The sequence below is a fragment of the Pseudomonas sp. SCT genome, assembly GCF_003864275.1.
GTDB lineage: Bacteria > Pseudomonadota > Gammaproteobacteria > Pseudomonadales > Pseudomonadaceae > Stutzerimonas > Stutzerimonas stutzeri_AE.
Genome location: NZ_BDJA01000003.1, coordinates 462,950 through 481,553, shown reverse-complemented (window position 1 = coordinate 481,553; position 18,604 = coordinate 462,950). Strand labels below are relative to the sequence as shown.

Below are 18,604 nucleotides of genomic sequence, written 5' to 3'. Positions count from 1 at the left end.
AGCGGCAAGCCGCGAGACGGGCACTAAAGACGTGTCAGCGGCTATGCAGGCGTACCAGTGGCATCAGGTCGTGTTGACCGGTCAGCCGTTTACCGGCGCGGCTCAGTGGCAGATCGAGCAGTTGGCGGCAGAGCAGGGCGCTGCCGAGTGTCAGCAACAGGCCGAGTACGGCAGCGATGAGGTCCGCGTTCAGGCCGGATGGATTCAGTGTCTGGGTCAGCAGCTGACTCAGGCGCTGCATTGCCGGCAGCAATAGATAGAGCGAGTAACTGAGGCTGCCGAGCCAGACGAGCAGCGGCGGCCGCAGCGCCAGCCGACTGGTCAGCAGCACAAAGGTGGCGATCGCCAGTGCATAACTGAGCAGATCCCGCGGCCAGGCCGTTGCGGCAGCAGACCAGCCGGCGACAAATACCACCGGTACAACCAGCAGGTAGATGCGCAAGATGTAGCGCGCATATTCGCGAGCCCGCCTGCGGGCGTAGCTGCTGCTTTCGTGCTGGGCGTCGTACCAGATCGATGCGAAGAACATCAGCGATAGCACCAACGGCAGCGTGACCGGCAACGCCGTCTCGACCAGCTGCTGCGTCAATGCCAGTGCCAGCGCGACGGTCAGCAGCAGGAGCGAACAGCCCGCTCGCTGGCCCACACTGCGCAGCAGCCCGAGGGCCTGAAGTGCCAGACAAAGCGCGTAGAACAGCAGCAATGGCGGTAGGGCGCCGTAACCGCCGATGACCTCGAACGCCACGCCGCTGTTTGGCGTTGTCACGCCCGGCAGCCAGGCCGGTGCTGCGGGCAGCAGGATGGCCGTCAGCAGCGCTGCCACTAAGTACACCGGCGCCAGGCGCAACAGGCGTCGAATGACGAAGCCCCGCGCGCCAGGTGCACCGCTGTGCAAGCTGACCGGCACGACGAAACCACAGCCGAGAAGGAGCCAGAGACAAGCCAGGAGGCCTGGGTCCAGGGCGTGCTCCAGCAGCCAACTACCGCCCAGCAGCGGCACCAGCAGGATTTGGAAAATCAGCAGTATTGCTGCGCTGCCGCGAAGCGCGTCGATATGCGCCAACCGTTCCATGGTCTGCCTCGTTCAGGTGATGAATGAATTGTCGGAACAGCTTTCGGATCGGCTCAGTGTCGGCCGGATGACCAGGCAAAGTTTGGCGGGCTGGGCTTGCCCATCAGGGCCTGGTCGATCAGCTGCGAGACGGTCTGCGCCGAGCGTTTCCAGGAGTAGCGCTCGACATTCGCCAGGCCGAGGGTGCGCAGGTCGTCACGCAGCCCCGCGTCCTGCAGTACGTGGCGCATACAGCGGGCGATGTCCTCGATGTTCATTGGCTCGAAATACAGCACGCTTTCGCCGAGCACTTCGGGGATCGATGCAGCGCGGGCGGCGATCACCGGGCAGCCGCATGCCTGCGCTTCCAGTGGCGGAATGCCGAAGCCTTCATAGAGCGAAGGAAAAACGAATGCCGTCGCGCCCTGGTACTGCCGTACCAGCTGCTCATCATCGAGCCGACCGAGCATACGCACGCGCGTGTTGCCCGCAACGCTGTAATCGGAGCCGGAAAACACCGAATGCGAGTCGCCGACGATATGCAGCTCCACATCGTCGAACCCCTCGAGACTGAGGAAGGCCGCCACCATTCGGGCGAAGTTCTTGTGCGCATTCGGTGACGATACCGCCAGTAGATACGGCCGGCTGGCGTCGCGGCTTTGCCCATCGGCAGGCGGGCGAAATTTTGCGGCTACGGCGTTCGGCACCACGCAGATCTTTTCGCTCGGGTAGCCGTAGTAGCGGGCGATTTCCTTGCGCGAAAAGTCGCTGACCGTGATCAGCGCCTTGATGCGCTTGAGCAGCAGCGGCGTGAGCCCCTTGTAGAGACTGCGAAAAGCGCGCGAGTAGCTCTCTGGATGGCGAACGTAGGTGATGTCGTGATGGGTGGCGATCTGGTTGCGATAGATCAGCGGCGCGGTGTTGCACAGCGACACCAACGGCGGATGCCCATGCTTGGCCAGCCACAGAGGCAGATCGATCTGCTCCCATAGATGCCCGCGGTTACGGCCGACGCGGCGTACCTGCAGGCGCTCGGCACTGGTGTGCATGCGAATGTCCTGAGGCGCGAGGAACGTCAGATCCTTGCGCATGGCGCCAAGCTCCAGGCAGACCTGCTCGGCAAAACGTTGCACGCCGCGGGTTTCCTGAGTGAGGAAACGAGCGTTGATGGCAATCATGAGTGGCTCTCCTTGGGAAACTGCGTTTATTTCGGCAAAAGCGTGAGTGGCCGTCTGAGACGGCGACGAGCGAGCGGCTGGCTCCTCGGTGATGCAGAGAGTGGTTCGCTTTAAGCGGTCGCCGCGAACCAGTGCTGGCGCAGCCCGTACGCCGGGGTGGCCGGGTCGGGCCCAGCGCAGTCGTTGTCAGTCTTCGTTGCGAACCGCATGCATGCTGATGATCTTCGGGAAGCCATCGAGCTTTACCTCGGTGCTGCAGCCGCTGCCCTTGGCTGTGCACGTCCATTCGCTGCTAGTGGTTACCCGACCGTGCTGCGGCTGAGCGGTGTCGATCATGGCGACGCGGCCGGCGTTGCCATCTGTGCTTCGCAGTTCTACCGAGCGTGGCTTGCCGGCGCTCCAGGCGACCATCAGCTCTTCCTTGTCGCGGGCGAAGCGCAGCATCACCACGTCACCCTTGGCACTCTCGTCGCGGCCGACAAAGCTGTACTCCCGGACGATTTCGCTGATCGCCGTCAGCACCGGGTAGGCCGGCTTGATGCTGAAATCCTGGCGAACCAGGCCGAAGTTGTGCTCGCGCTCGGTCTTGTCGGTGCCGTCATTGCGGAAGTCGTACCACCACATGCCCTTGATGCTGGGCAGCGTCTTGGCGAGAAAGTAGGCGCGTGCCAGATAGGCCGCCTGCAGGTTCTCGTCGATGCCGCAGGCGCCTTGATGTGATGGCCAGGACATCTCGGTCAGATAGAGCGGGACCGGGCGTCCGGCGGCGCGGGTCAGCTGTTTGTCGACCTCGGTCATCCAGTCGATCCAAGCCTCGGGCGTGTTGCGCCGCCAGCCCCGGCAGTGCACGTAGGGATGCAGCGACAGGCCATCGACCGATTGCATCAGACCGTTTTCCAGCAGGCGCAGCGCGAAGCCGGATTCGATGCCCAGGGTGGTCACCGCGCCGGCCAGCACCTTGGCGGCGGGGTCGCGCTGGCGAACGATACCGGCCGCATCGGCGATCAGGCGTGCGTAGTCCTGGGTGAATTTCGGGTCGCGCGGGTCTTCGACGTCCCACTCGTTCCAGATCTCGTAGTACGCCACCTGGCCTTTCAGTTCCTCGGTTATGAATTCGACATAGCGGTTGAACGCGGCTCTGACCGGCTCGCTGCGAGGCTTTTCGCCGCCACCATAGTGGGAGTTGCCGTAGCCGAGAATGAACTGGGTGTTCAGGCCGTGGCGGGCGGTTTCCTTCAGGTAGCGACGCCAGGAAGGCTCGATCTTCAGCTGGCCCGGCTGGCGCTCGACGTAGGCCCAGTGGGCATCGGTACGCACGGAGGTGATGCCGGCATCCCGCATCATCGCGTAGGCGCGGCCACTGGGGTCGCCCTTGTGCAGTTCATGGGCACAGACACCGACCACGAAAGGCTCTTCAGTGGTCTGGGCCGGCGCAAACGGAGCAAGGCCAAGCAAGCCGCCCAGCAGCAGGGCGTTGAGCGGGGTAGAGCGCTTCGTCATGTAAATCGTCCATGAAAGTGATTGATGCTCAGGTCAGGTGTTGCAGTTCAGGCAGCCGTTGCCCCGTCAGACTGCTGATCGGGCGGCGAGCCGGCGTCAGCACGTGGGAGATGGCCAGACCGAGGAACAGCGTGGCGATCGACACCTCCAGCACATCTGTGGCCCAGGCGACCAGGCAGATGCAGAACACGATCGGCAGCAACGCGCTGCGCAGCCGCGGCCCGCGTTCGTGCAGACGCAGCATGAGCGGGAAGGTCAACAGGTAGAGCAGTACACCGAACACGCCGAGGATTCCCCACAGATACAGGGCGGTGTTGTCGGCGATGCTCAGCAGTTCCAGTCCGGGCATCGGATAGACCTGACCGGCGCTGCCCACCGCACCGAAGCCGGCGCCCCACCAGCCCCAGCCCTCGCGGGTGATCACGCCGATAAAGTTCGGCCAGCTGTTGATCAGCCGATCGGCGAACGACGCCAGCAGCGTGCCGTTATTGGCGGCATTGGGGTCCAGACTCAGCACCAGGCTGGCCATTGGCAGTGCCAGGCCGACGAGTACAGCGATAAGGAAGGCCGTTGCGCTGGCGAAGCGGTAGGCGGTGACGACCAGCATCAGCAGTGTCAGCACATAGGCTGCCGCGGTGGATTTGTTGGTGGTCAGCACGATGCCGACCAGCGCCGCGGCATAGAGCATCAGTCGCAGCAGCCGAGAGCGGGTGAAGGCGGCGATGAACAGGCTGTACACCGCAATCATCACCGACAGCGCCGTGGACATGCGGGCGAAGCCGCCGATGCGGTCGATGTCGTCGAACGCCCAGGAGCGGTTGGCGCTCAGTTCCACCTCGCCAACCATGTAGCTGTAGCCCTTCCACGGCACGCTGGTGAGCAGGTCGAGGGCGATGCCGACGAAGCTGGCAATCAGGCAGAAGCCGATGATCCTCCGCAGCAGGCCCAGCCGCAGTTCCAGATGCCGACCGCAGATCAAGCCGAACAGCAGCGGGATATAGATGAACAGGCTGAAACCGATATTGCCCAGTTCCGCGCCATGCAGCAGTGCCAACTGGCTGGAAGTGACCAGCCCGAGCAGTACCAGCCAGAACGCGGGCCAGCCCCGATAGCGCAGCAGTTCAAGGCTCAGGGCCAGCAGGCAGGCCACCTTCGGCAGGTACAGCAGCCAGGAAATCCCGGCCATGTCGAAGTAGTAACGCAGGGCGCCGGAGAAGGTTTCAGTCAGCAGCAGCGAGGCGACGACCAGCGTCAACAATGTCGGCTTGTCGAATGCCAACGGATTCGAGTCGCGTTGGCGCGGGGTGATCAGCAGGCTCTGGTTCATGGTGGATTCTCGTTCCCTGAAGTGTTTCGTGCAGGATCGACTGGTACTGATCCAGCATGCGTTCCATATCCAGCAGCGGCAGCACGCTGGCTCGCGCCTGGCTGGCCAGCTTCTGCCGCAGTGCGCCGTCGATGTAGAGCCAGAGCATGGCGATGCCGAGCGAGTCCGGATCATCGGGCGAGCAGAGCAGGCCGTTACACTCGTCGCGAATGATCTCTGGCAGCCCGCCCATGTTGCTGGCGATCACCGGTAGGTGGTTGGCGCAACCCTCGACGGCGACCAGGCCGAACGGCTCGGCCCACAGCGACGGCACCACCAGCACATCGATGCTTTGCATGAACTCGTCGCTGTCGCAGTAACCGAGAAAGCTGACCTTCTTCGGATCGGCCATGGCCTTGAGCCTGGCCTCGTAATCCAGCTTGCCGCGCCCGGCGATATCCAGCCGAGCATCGATGTCCAGCCGCTGGAACTGCTCGATCAGCCAGCCGACGCCTTTGTTTTCCGACAGCGTGCCGATGTAGCCAAAGCGCAGCGGATGGCTGCTGCGCCTCTTCGGCTTGCTGCCCTGGCCGGGGTTGGCTGGCGTGCTGTTATGCACCACATGCTGGCGGGCGCGGCTGAAGTAACCTTGCGCGGTGATGCGTTCCAGCACGGAACGGCTGACGCCAATCACAGTGGCGACCTGGCTGGAGGCGCCGGCATGACCGAGGCGCAATACCGAGCACAGACCGCACTGGCGCTGGCAGCTCTTGCCGCGTTTGAACATGGTGTCCTTGGGGCAGAGCAGGTACAGGTCGTGCAGTACCTGAACGATGGGTAGGCCGGCGGCGCTGATTTCGTCCCAAGCGGAGATCGACCAGCCAGTGAGGTTGTTGCTCACCACGATGTCCGGCTGCTCGCGGTCGATAACTTCGCGTACATGGCGGCGCATCTCGCTGTTGTAGCGGTCGCGGTAGTGCCAGCCGAGCCGGGCAAGACTGCTCGGGCGCTGCTGGGTGTAATGCCAGTAGCTGTTTGCCAGGCTGGCGCGATAGACCCGCACACCGTCCTGAATCTGCATATCGAGGCCGGCATCCGGGCCGGTCGCCAGAACCGCCACTTCACAACCGCGACGCTGCAACCCCTCGGCCAGATGCCGGAGGATGACTTCCGCGCCGCCGCCGATATGCGGGGCGTAGAACGCATTGAGGAATAGGATCTTCATTGGTCGGCTCGCTGATTGAACCTGTCAGGGGGCAGGGGCAGCATCCACGGCGCCCTGCCTGTTCAGCAGTGGCACTGCAGATAGCGGGTGGGCACTCGAACCTTTTGTTCACGCTGCAGCAGGTTGAGCAGGATCACCGAGCGTTCCTCGCCGTCGCTGCTGACGAAGATCGCTTCGATCTCGCTGAAGCTGCCGCCACTGACGTGCACGCGATCACCGGGGTTGAACGTCGCCGTTCGCCCGCTTTCGCTCTGCGCGAGACGCTGGCGCAGCTGCGCGATCAGCTCATCGCGAACCGGCGTCGGTTGGCCACCGAAGCTCACCACGCGACTGACGCCGCGAGTGGAGCGAATCGGATACCAGTTGTCGTGAATGCAATCCAGGCGAATGAACAGATAGCCCGGAAAGAGTGCCTCGCCGGTCCTGGCGATTGGCGATCCGCGTGAAGGGGACGACGCCTTGACCGGTCGGTAGCACTCGAAGTGCTGACGCAGCAGGTGTTCTTCGGCGCGGGCTTCCTGGCGTGGCTTGGTCTGGATCAGGTACCAGCGCGCGGTGTTGCTAGGTGTCATGAGGATGTCCTTCCCGGATGATTGGCCTGCTCGAATTCCATGGCAGGCTGAATGTCTTCAAGCCAGCGTCAGCGTTGCCCTTTTCTCGTGGCCCTCGACCACGCTGAAGCGCAGCAGCAAGTCCTTGAGCGCCTCGCGGCTGTTGAACATCAGTACGTCGATGATCGACAGCGAGGGCACGAACGGATGCTTGAGCTGCGGGTAGGTGATTTCGTCCATGCGCAGGAAGCGCAGCAGCAATCCATCAGCGCGGAAGCGGGCAGGGCAGTACAGGTCCATGCCCCCGATGGGGTTCAGATACAGCTCGCCGTCCATGCGGTGGGTTAACTGGATAACCCGGTCCTGCATGTCCATCTTCGCCGGCAAGTCGAGGCTGGAGCCGCGGTAGATCGGCGTGCGAATACCCAGGTAGGCACAGAGGCAGCGCAGCGAGTTTTCGGTGAACAACGCCAGGTTGCGCTCGGGGCATTGCAGGATGCCGCGGATCAGCGGCAGCACCGCATCGCGCTGCGGTGCCTTGGCGTAACTGCGCTCGAGCGTTGTCATCAGCGCGGCGGCCTCCTTGTCGAAGTCGTCGCAGAGCCAGCGCTGGTTGATCCGCTCGGTCTGGTGGCCCTTCTTCAATGGAAAGGTGATCAGCTTGGGCTGGCCGTTGACCAGGATGCGGTTGCGGTTCATCCAGGAGCCTTTGACGTATTGCAGGTCATCGCCCAGGACGAACACATCGCTGAGCGCGATCAGTTGAAAGTAGCCCAAGTACGGAAATAGATAAGGCTGCATCATCGAGACGGTTCTGAGCACGGTGCACCTCCTCCTTGTCTGGCGTTCAGGCTTGCTGGGTGTTGTAGGTGTAGTAGCCGTAGGCTCCGCTGTCGTACGGCGAGGTGGAGGCCTTGCGCTTCACGGCATTGAGGATCACGCCCTTGAGCAGCACGCCGTTCTGTCCGAGGCGGCGTTTGGAGGCATCGATCTGTGAGCTGGTGCTGAGGCCAAAGCGGGCCACCAGCAGGTTGGTGCCGGCCTGCTGCGCGACCAGCACGGCATCGGTGACCGCCAGGACGGGTGGCGTATCGATGATGATGAAGTCGTAGAGCTTCTCCGCTTCGCGCAGCAGGCGGGAGAAGTTGTCGTGCATCAGCAGTTCGGAGGGGTTCGGCGCGGAGAACCCAGCGGAGATGAAATGCAGGTTCTTCAGTTCGGTGCGGTTGGTGATCTCAGCCAGGCTCAGGCCGCTGGCCAGGGCGTCCGACAGACCATTGCGCGGCGCCATGCCGAACAGGTTGTGCAGGTAGCCGCGGCGCATGTCGCCGTCGATCAGCAACACGCGCTGTCCGGTCTGGGCGATAACGGCGGCGAGGTTGCTGGACACAAACGACTTGCCCACCGACGGTGTGGGGCTGGTGATCATCAGCACTTTGTTGCGCGCTTCGAGCATGGCGAACTTGAGGCTGGTGCGCAGGCTGCGCAGCGATTCGACAGCGAGGTCGGTCGGCTCGGTGAGGCTGAGCAGACGGGTCTTGCCGTCACGCGCTTTGCGGCTGCGGTTCAACTGATCCTGCGAGGCGCTGTAGGGCAGCCCGGCATACACCGGCACGCCAAGCTTCTCGATCGCATCCGGGCTTTCAACGCCGCGGTAGAACGCCTGGCGCAGCAGAATCACTGCCGCCGAAGCCAGCAGGCCGACGAAGATCGCGATGGCCACGACCAATGGTTTAACCGGCTTGGACGGCTTCTCGATCATCGAGTACGCGTTGTCGATGATGCGCACGTTGCCAATGGTGCCGGCGCGCAGGATGTCCTGCTCCTGCGCCTGGTTCATCAACAGCGTGTAGGTCTGGGTGGTGACCTCCATGTCACGCTTCAGGCGCAGCAACTCCTGCTGCGTCATGGGCAATGCATCGACCTTCTTCAGTAGCTGGGCTTTCTGCGCCTGCAGCTCGTTCATCTGGGTCATCAGCGTGCGGTAGGTCGGATGCTCGCGGGTGTAGAGCCGGTCGTAGTCCACCCGCTTGAGCGTGAGCTCGGAGATCTGCGTCTCCAGCGCGACGATCTGATCGAGCACGCCCTTGGTCTCGATACTGATATCCACGGATTTGGAACTGGTCTGATAGCTGTTCAGCGCCGCTTCGGCCTTCTCCAGCTCCTTGCGCACCTGTGGCAGTTGCGAACGCAGGAACTCCAGACGCTGCGCCGCTTCTGCCGAGCTGCGCTGGATGTTCTGGCTGACGTACAGCCGACTGATCTCGTCAAGTACGCGGCTGGCCAGCTGCGGGTCCGGATCTTCCAGGGACATGTAGATGATCCCTGAGTCCTTGCCGGCCTCGCCAACCTTCAGGCGATCCTGATACTCGAGCGCCGTGGTCTGCGGGCGATTGCGCACCAGCAGGAACTCGGTGCCTGGCCGTGCCTCCAGTTCGGCGATCTGGACCTTGAAACCCTGGCTCTCGACCGCCTGGTTGACCTGGCCACGCAGAATCAGTTGCTGCTCGTCGTCGCGCAGGCTGAAGTCGCCTGCATTGCCGGCGGTCAGGGTGAGCTCCATGCCCAGATAGGCCTCGGGGACGTCAAGCTGGAAAACCTCGAGCTTCTCACCGCCCCAGGCATAGCTGGTAAAGCCGAATAGCGGTGCGGCCAGCGCTCCGTCGGTTGCGGGGTCGTGCCTGCGCGCCATGAACCCGCCAATCACCGGGAACTGACGAGGCTTGGCGACGATGTAGAGCTTGAGTTCCTCGACGGCCCTGCCCAGCACGGCACGGGATTTCAGCAGGGAAATCTCGGTGACCGCCTGGGACACCGAATCGGGTCGTACCGAAATTTCCGGCACGCCGGTGATGGCGGCCTTCTTGGGTTCGATCTGGATCATCGCGGTCGCCTGATAGATCGGCGTGGCGATCAATGCATAGAACACGCCCAGCGCGGCGAACAACCCGGTGATGGCGATGATCAGCGCCTTGTGGTCGTAGGCCGTGCGCATGATTGCGGCGAGGTCGATGCGGTTGTCCGCGTCATATTCCAGCGAAGAGCGGGTCAAGGCAGTCATTGGGAATCCTTCCTCATGGTGCGTTATTGCAAAGAAGCGGGTGCGGACTGGTCAGCTCCTGGCCAGCCGAGGGCTCAATCTGCGTAGCAGGTTGAGGCTGATGTTCTGCGCGATGGTCGATAGCGCCTGGAGCTTGCTGAAGGGCGAGATCAGCGCAAGACACGCGCCGAAGACCTGGATCAGGAAATACTCGTAGAGGGCGTTATTACCGATGCGGTTGTAGTAGCGCGCCAGGGAATAGTGGGCGTGCATCGCCATCTGGATGCGTTGCCTGCTGGGTCGCATGGAAAAGATGCCGCCCTCGTGCACGCGGTAGGCGGCGGGGCTGATCCCATCCATGAACTTGCCTTTGCCATAGGCGCCGAGCAGTGACCACCAGCAGATGTCCAGCACTTCCACACCGAGCAGCTCCGGCGGCAATTCCTGGATCAGGTTGCGAAAGCAGACGGTTAGTGTCGACAGCGGGCGACCCTGCATCAGCTCCTGTGCGGTGGCGTCCTTGCGCAGTTTTCCGGTCAGTTGCGGGCTCTGGATGATGCCCTGGCTGTTGAACATGAAGGCGTCGTGGTAGGTGATCACGTAGTCGCGGTGCTGCTCGAGAAAGTCCACCTGCTGTTGCAGCTTGCTGGGATCGGTCCAGTAGTCGTCGCCTTCGCAATAGGCGATGTATTTGCCGGCTGCACGGGCGAACAGCCGCGTGCTGAACGGCACGCCGAGACTGAACTGGTTCTGCGTCTGGTAGATCGGCTTGATGATGCTCGGATAGCGCGCCGCGTAGTCAGCGATGATCGCAGCGGTGGTATCGGTCGAGGCGTCGTCGTGAACGATCACCTCGAAGGGGAAATCCGTTTCCTGCTGGAGAAAGCTCTCCAGCGTCTTCCTGATGAAAGAGGCATGGTTGTACGCCAGGCAGACAATGCTCAGCAGCGGTTCAGTCTTGCCGCCCCAGCGTTCAATCAAGGCTTGCTCGCTCTTCAATTCCATTTTTTGATGCTCGCTTGTTGATTAGGAAATAAAGCTTGAGTACCAGTGGCTTCGAACTGGCGGCGACGGGCAGCAGGCAGATCGCTCCGCTTACCGCCAGCGCCAGCAGAATGTCGAAACGGTTGTCGCTGGCGATCAGCCTGAACAACGGCTCGCCCAGTGCTATGCCAAGTGCCGTCATAGCGGTTATCCGCAGCATGTCCCGCGCCCAGATGCCCTGCATGCCCGGGGCGAAGCGCCGGTGCACCACCGGAGGCCAGATCATGAAAGTCGCCAGGCGCAGGAAGAACCAGGCCAACGCGGCTCCATGGGCGCCGTGCACAAGCGCGGCGTAGATCACGATCGGCACGCTGACGGCCGTGGAAATCACGCTGTACCAGATATGCAGACGCAACTGCCCGTAGGCGTACTGCAGGTAGAACTGGAACGCGCTGACGGCCATCAGTGCGCTGCCTGGCACGTACCAGAACAGCATGCGCTCGCTCCATTCGGCGGCAGCCGAGTCGCCGGTCCAGGCGTAGATCAGTGCCTGTCCGTGCCAGGCGATCACTGCAGCCATGGGAAACAGCACGCTGCAGACGAAGCGGCTGGCGTTGAGGTACAGCCGCTCCATGTCGGCGATTCGCTGCTCGGCCACCAGCATGGTCATGCGTGGCAGCAAGGTCTGAACCAGCGGGTTGGTCAGCGTCATGATCCCCGTGGTAACCAGCGCCACCAGCGAGAAGTAGCCGTACTCCTTGAGCAGCAGCACCTTGGACAGCAGCACCTTGTCCAGCTGGGTCAGCACTATCCATAGCAGCGAGGTGAAACACATGCCGCCGGCAAAAGGCAGCACAGGCCGGACCACCCGCCAATCGATGCCAGTGAACAGCCGTGGACTCGACAGCTGGACGTACGCCTTGCTGGCAAATGCCAGCGTTTCCACCAGGGCGACGGCTGCCTGAAACAGGAAGAAATCCAGCGGGTCCTGGGATATGTAAGCGACGAGGAATAACCCGCCGAAATAGCGCAGAGTGGCGATCAGCATGTTCGCCGCGTTCAGCCAACCGTGCAGCTCAACCCCCTGCAGCCCGCTCTTGTACAGCGTTGCGTAGAGCCGCAAGCCCACCATCAGCCCCATCAGGCTGATGCACTGCATGATGGTGCCGGTGCTCAGCTCGCGCGCCTGCAGCCAGGTCTGAGCGATCCAGCCGCTTCCAAGGTAGATGGTGACGCAGGTGACCAGGGCGATCGGCAGCAGGAGCAGTTCGAACGAGCGCAGCAAGCGTCCGGCCGGTCCGCGACCCGCGGCCAGGTCGCCCTGGCCGCGATAGTGCGCCACCTGTCGCACCAGTGCCGGTGACATTCCAGCATCGAGCAGTTGCAACCACGCCTGAAGCACGGCGAAAAAACCGATCAAGCCGTAGGCCTCAGCCCCAAGGTGCCCCAGGTAGAACGGCAAGATCAGAATGCCGACCAGCAGGGCATAGGCCTGGCCGAGGTAGTTGAGGCTGGTGTTGCGGATCACCGAAAACCGCTTGGGATCTGACATGAGCTGTAGCTGCCCCCCTCGATGAGTCAGGAAATGCGCTTGCACTCCGCAGCGGGCAGTTGCTCCCCGCTGAGCAGCCCGAAGGCTTCGACGAAGGGCCGGAACAGAATCCGGTCTGATTGCGTGCTGTGGATCGATTCCTGGATAAGCGTCTGCATGACCTTCTCCTGGACCTTGCGCGGCAGCCCGGGGTAGATCGGCAGGCATAGCACCTTGCGACTCAGCGCCCGTGAGTGCGGTTGCGGCACCTGCGGCTGGAGGTGTTCCAGGGTGTCCAGCGAAGGATAGAAATAGCGACGCGGATTGATGCCGCTCTCGTTGAGTTGCGTTCGGCAGCGCAACAACTGCTGTTCATCGGCAAGTGCGACCGGGAAGTAGCTGAAGTTGCCTTGCGATTCGGGCTGCGGTTTCTGCAGCTCGAAATGGTCGCCGAGCCGGCGTGCGTACCGCTGACCGATCTCCGCACGGCACTCGAGGATAAGTTCGATATCGTCAAGTACGCACATACCCATGGCTGCAGAGAACTCGTTGAGCTTGGCGTTGATACCGATTCCTTCGATCTGGTCGGTATCGACGATGCCGAAGTTGCAGAGCAGACGAATCCGCTCGGCCAGGTCGTCATCATCGGTGACGATGGCGCCGCCCTCGATGGTGTGAAACAGCTTGGTCGCGTGAAAGCTCAGCGTGCTGATATCGCCCCAGCTGTAGACCGAGCGTCCTTTATAAAGGGAGCCGAAGGCGTGAGCGCCGTCATAGATGACCTTGAGGTTGTGCCTGCGCGCGACCTGTTCAATGCGTTCGACATCACAGGGGTTGCCGAACACATGGGTGGCCACGATCGCCGTTGTGTCAGGCTCGACATGCCGCGCGATCTGGTTCGGATCGAGGTTCCAGGTCGCCGGGTCGATGTCGGCGAAGATTGGCTTGATCCCTTCCCACTGCAGCGAACTGGTTGTCGCGACGAAGCTGAACGGCGTGGTTATTGCGCTGCCGGTAACTCCCAGCGCTCGATAGGCAATCTGCAGTGCAATGGTGCCGTTGTTGGTGAGGATGATGTTGCGCACCCCGAGGTAGTCCTTGAGGCGCTGCTCGAGGGCAGTCACCAGTGGCCCATGGTTGGTAAGCCAGCCGGTGTTGTAGATTCGGTCCACATACGCTTTGAACTTGTTCTTGTTGCCCAGGTACGACTTGGTCACGTTGATCATGGTGATTTCCTTATCGAAGCTCAGCCACCCCGGATGGCATCCGGGGGTTACGCTGGGTGCCACAGCTGGGCGCTCAGACCGGTTGCTGCGTACCGATTGCACTTGCCCGCCGTGCTCTGCGTTGGTTGTGCCTGAGGATCATTCGGGTCATCAGACTGCCGGCGTGGGGATCGCCGTAATGGAAGATGGCGGTAGCGCGCATCTGCGCCGGATCACAAGGTTCGTTGGCATGCAGGGATCGATAACCCCAGAACAGGTAGAGATTGCCTGGTACCAGTTGCAGGCGCTGTGGCCGGAGCAGCCCGATGCCTATCGCGCGGGTAATCAGTCTGCGGCTCAGCTTGTTCTGCAGCAGTGCCTTCTCCAGCACGTTGACCAGCACATACTTGCGAAGCTTGCGCAGGTTGGGAAACAGCAGCAGATCCCCGCGCTGGTCGCCATCCTGCGGAATTTCCACCGGTAGCAGCGCCGTTACCAGGGAAGCGTCGTAGTGAAAGCAGTTCGACTCCTTGCGACCTGTCTGACCCTGCACGCATCGCAATACCAGATAGATGCGCTTGCTCGGCGCCGCCTTGCCGGCGCCGAGCTGGTACACGTCGTCCAGAAGCGACTGGAACTCCGGTGCGCTTCTCAATGTGGCAAGCAGCGAGCCCGCTACCTGTTCACCGTCGTGATGAGCGAAGTATTCCCCATGATGCTGTCGAGCCTGCTCGTAAACTTGCTCGCGCAGTTGGGTTAGTTGTAGGTTTTTTAAATAGTCGGGTATGCAGGCATAGCCATTCTGATTCATGTCCCGCGCAATCAATGCCTTGTCCTGATCTTCTGTTCCAAAAAAGATTGTTGACACGATAGTTCTCCCTGCACAAAGGCCAGGCGAAACGGTTTGGTCGAGTGGCAGCTACTGCAGCGCCGCTGCTGATCGGCATTCTGAGTGGAAATTAAGTGATTACGACGTGATGCTGGACAGTAGGTTGTAGCCAGCTGGCATAGTTAATAATTGTCTAAACGACTTTTTCGTTTAGACAAAGCTACCGCCATCGACTTATTTGTTTGTCGATTCGAATGGCTTGTACATTATTCCCCGTCAGCTACGATCGGCTGACGCTCGCGCCAGAGTTTGAGAGATTCCGGCATGGCTACCGCACTCCGGAAACTCTACAGAGCCCGACTCTTCAATGCTTATGGCGAACGCGCCTGCATCGCTTCTTTAAAAAGCGAGACTAATCAGGCAGGGGGATTTAACTCTTGCGTTGCAAAACTTGACCTGTCCAGTTGGTCTTAAACTGCTCTGCAACGTATTGCTCCCTGTTGCGAATAGATATCCGTCATAACGTGAACCAAGTCAAGGTATGGAGCCAAAAAAAAGTTGGGGCTGGCAGTGGCGGAGAGATCAGGCTGGATAACTTATTGAGGGGAAAGGTTTTTATTTTATGGCGCGGCGGCTTATGGCTATCATCAATGGTTATAGCAGAACGCTATAATTAGCTCTGCGCTGAATAATCGAGCTAGCCCTTTGTTGGCTATAAGTACTGTGCGCATAAAGAAAGGGAGTATTATTTCCGAGTGCGCTGAGCAACTATTCCGACAAAGAGTTAATTCTTCGGGTTTCCATTTCACTAAATGCGCCTTAACCCAAGGCAACGTCGCTTGTCGGTCCGTCTCGAAAAGACACGCAAAACGAAAAAGGCCACTCGTCTGAGTGGCCTTTTCGTGATTTGGTTGCGGGAGCCGGATTTGAACCGACGACCTTCGGGTTATGAGCCCGACGAGCTACCAGACTGCTCCATCCCGCGTCTGTGGGGGCGCATTCTACAGGGTGGAAACCCGTTGTCAATCGGAAGGGCGAAAAAAGGGTAATTCATTCAAATGCTTAGCTTCGCGCCTGCGTCACCGTAGGCGCTGCTGAGCCCAGAGAATCGCAGTGCAAAAAAAAGGCCACTCATTGAGTGACCTTTTAAATTTGGTTGCGGGAGCCGGATTTGAACCGACGACCTTCGGGTTATGAGCCCGACGAGCTACCAGACTGCTCCATCCCGCGATGCGCATTCTACAGCTTCAAATGCTGCTGTCACGGGTTTATTTCAAAAAAGATGGAAATAGCCGTCAGGCATGCCAAGAGGCTAGGGCGGTTGGGTCGACTGACGTCGGCGATGGGCATGGCTGCTTCGACGGTCGTGCCTGCGGATGATGGCGCCGCGCGATCCTCATCATTCCCCAAAGCATGGCGAGCGCGACTGACAGCCAGCCTAGAAAGATCATTGCCAGTATCAGCGCAGGTTCCATCCGGTGCTTCCCTCTGTGATCCATATTCGTCCTTGTGGATGTGACCCCTGCGGCGGAAGGCGGTTCCGGCATGCCATCGGTCGCTAGCCAACGCACTCCGGAACGCGAGTGCTGCCTAACTATCAGGTGAACGATGCGGAGGTGTCCGACATGCGTATTCAGCTCGGTTTAGTCATCGCAGTACTTGCTTCAACGGCAGGCGCACAGAGTCTGGAATTGCCCTTTGCGGGAGTTCCGCTTGCTCAGAACACGGGCGCGGCAGATCGCGGTGCCGCCGGCAACGGGTCGATGGGTATCGGCGGCGGGGTCGACTACCTGGATGAGAAGCAGCGCGCCACGTCGGAGGATTCGTCATCCGAAAAAACTTCGTCGAAGCAGAACAGTTCCGCGGAGCCTGGTCATGGCGGTAACGAGACCGACATGGAGCATCGGCGCCGTCCGAAGCTGGAAAAGCGCAGCGACTAGCGCTGCCCTTGATTACCGAGGAGGTAGCTGTGAAACGAGTACTTACATCTGTTGCGGTACTGCTTCTGGCTTGCTCGGGCGGAGCCTGGGCTGGCTCATCGGAGCAGGCGCGTGAAAACAACCACTCCAGTGGTTCCTTGAGTGGATCGACGCTCGAATCTAATGCGCCGAGTTCAAGTGATGCTGATAAGGAGTCGGCAGAGCGCCAGCAGCGATCTGCCGACGAGCACCAGAACAGCGACTTGGGCACGATGGGCACCGGTAACACGGGGACCACTGGAGGAATGGGCGCTACCACGGGTACCGATACGATAGGCGGCACGATTGAGGAATAGCCGACGACGGATGTCAGGCCAGGCGTGATTCAGAGATCGGGCATCCGTACAATGCCCGCCTTTCATCATCTAGTGGCGTGATATGCAGATTGCCTTGGCACCCATGGAAGGGTTGGTCGACGAAATTCTTCGCGACGTACTTACCCGCATGGGCGGCGTGGACTGGTGCGTGACCGAGTTCATTCGCGTTTCCGACCGTCTGTTGCCGAAGAGCAGCTTTCGCAAGCTTGCACCCGAGCTAACGTCCGGCGCTGTGACCCGTGCCGGCACACCGGTGCGCGTCCAGTTGCTTGGTTCTGATCCGGTTTGTCTTGCGGATAACGCCGCATTTGCCTGCGCATTGGGCGCGCCGGCTATTGACCTCAATTTCGGCTGCCCAGCCAAGACGGTGAACAAGTCGCGCGGCGGCGCTGTGCTGTTGAAAGAGCCGGAGTTGCTGCACGCCATCCTCTGCGAAGTGCGGCGAGCCGTGCCGGCGCATGTCCCGGTTACCGCCAAGATGCGCCTTGGGTTCGACAGCCCCGATAGCGCCATCGACTGCGCTCGGGCGCTGGTCGACGGCGGGGCAGGGCAGCTGGTAGTGCATGCGCGGACCAAGGTCGAAGGCTACAAGCCACCGGCGCACTGGGAGTGGATTGCGCGGGTGCAGGAAGCGGTATCGGTACCCGTCTACGCCAATGGCGATATCTGGTCGCTGGCCGACTGGCAGCGCTGCCGTGAAGTCAGCGGCGCGGAGAACATCATGCTGGGTCGCGGCCTGGTTTCCCGGCCGGATCTGGCACGGCAGATCGCTGCGGCGAAACAGGGCCTGAGTCTCCCGGAGATGAGCTGGGCAGAGTTCCAGCCGACTTTGGTGGACTTCTGGTTGCAGGCCCGCGGCAAGATTGCGCCACGCTACGCACCTGGCAGACTCAAACAGTGGCTGGCCTTGCTGACACGCAACTACCCCGAAGCCGTGGCGCTGTTTGCGGCCATGCGGCGGGAAAACGATTGCGCACGCATCGATGCGATGCTTGGCGTCGATACCGGCATTCAGGTCGCGGCGCTGGGTTAGTACCGATCAGCGCCCGCCACTGACATCCAGCAGCGCGCCGGTGGTATAGCTGGCCTGCTCGCTGGCCAGCCAGAGGATGGCCTCGGCGATTTCCTCGGCCTGACCGCCGCGCCCCATGGGCACGCTTGCCTTGACCCGCTCGATGCGATCCGGTTCGCCACCGCTGGCGTGAATCTCGGTATGAATCACGCCAGGTCGTACTGCATTCACCCGAATGCCTTCATCGGCCACTTCCCTGGCCAGCCCGACAGTCATGCTGTCGATGGCGCCCTTGGCCGCCGCGTAGTCGATGTACTCGCCGGGCGCACCCAACCGAGCGGCGATGGAAGAGAGATTGACGATCGACCCGCCCTGGCCGCCGTGCTTCGTGGACATTCGTTTGATCGCCTCGCGGGCGCATAGAAAGCTGCCGATGACGTTGGCGCCGAGCACGCGCATCCAGCGAGCGGCATCCATCTGCTCCAGACGCATCTGCTGTTCGAGCATGCCTGCGTTATTGACCAGCACATCGAGGCGGCCGAACTCGCGATCGATCACTTCGAACATCTGCAGCACCTGGCTCTCGTCGGCGACATCGGCCTTGACCGTGATTGCCGACACGCCCGCAGCGCGGACCTGCTCGAGCACCTGATTTGCTGCGTCTTCGCGCTGGTGGAAATTGAGGCAGAGCGCGTAGCCCTGGCGAGCTGCAAGCCGCGCAGTGGCGGCGCCGATACCACGGCTGGCACCTGTGATCAGCATGACTCTGGACATGGCGTTACCTCTCATCGGCAGGTTCATTTTCTGCGCCTTGAAATCTGCAGAACGGTTCCTATCTAAGGCTCAGCGGGATGCCGAAGCCGGGTCCCGCCTGTTTCAACTCGCTGATTTCAGGA

Annotated in this window: 15 protein-coding genes and 2 tRNA genes; 2 read left to right on the top strand and 15 right to left on the bottom strand. The window is 61.3% G+C overall.

Annotated features, from left to right (window positions below):
- Positions 1–34 precede the first annotated feature (34 nt).
- The 14 genes from BHD08_RS10730 to BHD08_RS10665 all read right to left on the bottom strand — a co-directional run bounded on the left by BHD08_RS10730 (position 35) and on the right by BHD08_RS10665 (position 15,630).
- On the bottom strand, positions 35–1,072 hold the full coding sequence (locus tag BHD08_RS10730) for an acyltransferase family protein (RefSeq protein WP_125022103.1): 1,038 nt from the start codon (positions 1,070–1,072) through the stop codon (positions 35–37).
- 53 nt (positions 1,073–1,125) lie between these two features.
- Positions 1,126–2,229: a glycosyltransferase family 1 protein gene (locus tag BHD08_RS10725; protein ID WP_125022101.1), complete on the bottom strand. Its 1,104-nt coding sequence runs from the start codon at positions 2,227–2,229 to the stop codon at positions 1,126–1,128.
- A gap of 186 nt (positions 2,230–2,415) precedes the next feature.
- Entirely contained in the window at positions 2,416–3,729 is a 1,314-nt protein-coding gene (locus BHD08_RS10720; protein ID WP_125022099.1) for a hypothetical protein, read from the bottom strand.
- Between the two features lie 28 nt (positions 3,730–3,757).
- The gene (locus BHD08_RS10715; RefSeq protein WP_125022097.1) at positions 3,758–5,056 is read right to left on the bottom strand and encodes a hypothetical protein; all 1,299 of its coding nucleotides are present in this window, start codon (positions 5,054–5,056) and stop codon (positions 3,758–3,760) included.
- A complete protein-coding gene (locus BHD08_RS10710; protein WP_015277378.1) occupies positions 4,950–6,260 on the bottom strand; it encodes a glycosyltransferase family 4 protein in 1,311 nt (436 codons plus the stop codon). Before BHD08_RS10710 ends, BHD08_RS10715 begins: the two co-directional genes overlap by 107 nt.
- A 62-nt stretch (positions 6,261–6,322) precedes the next feature.
- The gene (rfaH, locus tag BHD08_RS10705) at positions 6,323–6,832 is read right to left on the bottom strand and encodes a transcription/translation regulatory transformer protein RfaH (RefSeq protein ID WP_015277377.1); all 510 of its coding nucleotides are present in this window, start codon (positions 6,830–6,832) and stop codon (positions 6,323–6,325) included.
- Between the two features lie 57 nt (positions 6,833–6,889).
- Positions 6,890–7,633, bottom strand: coding sequence for a WbqC family protein (locus BHD08_RS10700; protein ID WP_125022095.1), 744 nt, complete (start codon positions 7,631–7,633; stop codon positions 6,890–6,892).
- 25 nt (positions 7,634–7,658) lie between these two features.
- Positions 7,659–9,872 (bottom strand): polysaccharide biosynthesis tyrosine autokinase, encoded by a 2,214-nt coding sequence (locus tag BHD08_RS10695; protein ID WP_015277375.1) that lies wholly within the window; start codon positions 9,870–9,872, stop codon positions 7,659–7,661.
- A gap of 51 nt (positions 9,873–9,923) precedes the next feature.
- Positions 9,924–10,856: a glycosyltransferase gene (locus BHD08_RS10690; protein ID WP_125022093.1), complete on the bottom strand. Its 933-nt coding sequence runs from the start codon at positions 10,854–10,856 to the stop codon at positions 9,924–9,926.
- Positions 10,825–12,387 (bottom strand): lipopolysaccharide biosynthesis protein, encoded by a 1,563-nt coding sequence (locus BHD08_RS10685; RefSeq protein ID WP_125022091.1) that lies wholly within the window; start codon positions 12,385–12,387, stop codon positions 10,825–10,827. The genes BHD08_RS10690 and BHD08_RS10685 overlap by 32 nt, the downstream gene beginning before the upstream one ends.
- A 26-nt stretch (positions 12,388–12,413) precedes the next feature.
- Positions 12,414–13,592 carry a DegT/DnrJ/EryC1/StrS aminotransferase family protein gene (locus BHD08_RS10680; RefSeq protein WP_125022089.1) on the bottom strand — a complete coding sequence of 393 codons (1,179 nt, stop codon included), beginning with the start codon at positions 13,590–13,592 and terminating at the stop codon, positions 12,414–12,416.
- A gap of 73 nt (positions 13,593–13,665) precedes the next feature.
- Complete coding sequence (locus tag BHD08_RS10675) at positions 13,666–14,382, bottom strand: hypothetical protein (protein WP_177412667.1); 717 nt, start codon at positions 14,380–14,382, stop codon at positions 13,666–13,668.
- Between the two features lie 926 nt (positions 14,383–15,308).
- Positions 15,309–15,385: transfer RNA gene (locus tag BHD08_RS10670), tRNA-Met, on the bottom strand.
- Positions 15,386–15,553: 168 nt separating this feature from the next.
- A tRNA-Met gene (locus BHD08_RS10665) sits at positions 15,554–15,630 on the bottom strand.
- Positions 15,631–16,025: 395 nt separating this feature from the next.
- On the opposite strand from BHD08_RS10665, the gene BHD08_RS10655 reads away from it, so the two are divergent.
- Both BHD08_RS10655 and BHD08_RS10645 read left to right on the top strand, forming a co-directional pair.
- On the top strand, positions 16,026–16,340 hold the full coding sequence (locus BHD08_RS10655; protein WP_125022085.1) for a hypothetical protein: 315 nt from the start codon (positions 16,026–16,028) through the stop codon (positions 16,338–16,340).
- Positions 16,341–16,757: 417 nt separating this feature from the next.
- The gene (locus tag BHD08_RS10645; protein WP_125022083.1) at positions 16,758–17,729 is read left to right on the top strand and encodes a tRNA-dihydrouridine synthase; all 972 of its coding nucleotides are present in this window, start codon (positions 16,758–16,760) and stop codon (positions 17,727–17,729) included.
- Positions 17,730–17,735: 6 nt separating this feature from the next.
- Here BHD08_RS10645 and BHD08_RS10640 read toward each other — a convergent pair whose 3' ends face one another.
- On the bottom strand, positions 17,736–18,482 hold the full coding sequence (locus BHD08_RS10640; RefSeq protein ID WP_125022081.1) for an SDR family oxidoreductase: 747 nt from the start codon (positions 18,480–18,482) through the stop codon (positions 17,736–17,738).
- Positions 18,483–18,604: the final 122 nt, after the last annotated feature.

What these genes read in the sequence shown, in the direction of transcription:
- BHD08_RS10690 (WP_125022093.1), bottom strand. Translation starts at nt 10,856, where the DNA reads ATGGAATTGAAGAGCGAGCAAGCCTTGATTGAACGCTGGGGCGGCAAG.
- BHD08_RS10715 (WP_125022097.1), bottom strand. Translation starts at nt 5,056, where the DNA reads ATGAACCAGAGCCTGCTGATCACCCCGCGCCAACGCGACTCGAATCCG.
- rfaH (WP_015277377.1), bottom strand. Translation starts at nt 6,832, where the DNA reads ATGACACCTAGCAACACCGCGCGCTGGTACCTGATCCAGACCAAGCCA.
- BHD08_RS10710 (WP_015277378.1), bottom strand. Translation starts at nt 6,260, where the DNA reads ATGAAGATCCTATTCCTCAATGCGTTCTACGCCCCGCATATCGGCGGC.
- BHD08_RS10645 (WP_125022083.1), top strand. Translation starts at nt 16,758, where the DNA reads ATGCAGATTGCCTTGGCACCCATGGAAGGGTTGGTCGACGAAATTCTT.
- BHD08_RS10655 (WP_125022085.1), top strand. Translation starts at nt 16,026, where the DNA reads ATGCGTATTCAGCTCGGTTTAGTCATCGCAGTACTTGCTTCAACGGCA.
- BHD08_RS10695 (WP_015277375.1), bottom strand. Translation starts at nt 9,872, where the DNA reads ATGACTGCCTTGACCCGCTCTTCGCTGGAATATGACGCGGACAACCGC.
- BHD08_RS10675 (WP_177412667.1), bottom strand. Translation starts at nt 14,382, where the DNA reads ATGAATCAGAATGGCTATGCCTGCATACCCGACTATTTAAAAAACCTA.
- BHD08_RS10640 (WP_125022081.1), bottom strand. Translation starts at nt 18,482, where the DNA reads ATGTCCAGAGTCATGCTGATCACAGGTGCCAGCCGTGGTATCGGCGCC.
- BHD08_RS10680 (WP_125022089.1), bottom strand. Translation starts at nt 13,592, where the DNA reads ATGATCAACGTGACCAAGTCGTACCTGGGCAACAAGAACAAGTTCAAA.
- BHD08_RS10725 (WP_125022101.1), bottom strand. Translation starts at nt 2,229, where the DNA reads ATGATTGCCATCAACGCTCGTTTCCTCACTCAGGAAACCCGCGGCGTG.
- BHD08_RS10730 (WP_125022103.1), bottom strand. Translation starts at nt 1,072, where the DNA reads ATGGAACGGTTGGCGCATATCGACGCGCTTCGCGGCAGCGCAGCAATA.
- BHD08_RS10685 (WP_125022091.1), bottom strand. Translation starts at nt 12,387, where the DNA reads ATGTCAGATCCCAAGCGGTTTTCGGTGATCCGCAACACCAGCCTCAAC.
- BHD08_RS10720 (WP_125022099.1), bottom strand. Translation starts at nt 3,729, where the DNA reads ATGACGAAGCGCTCTACCCCGCTCAACGCCCTGCTGCTGGGCGGCTTG.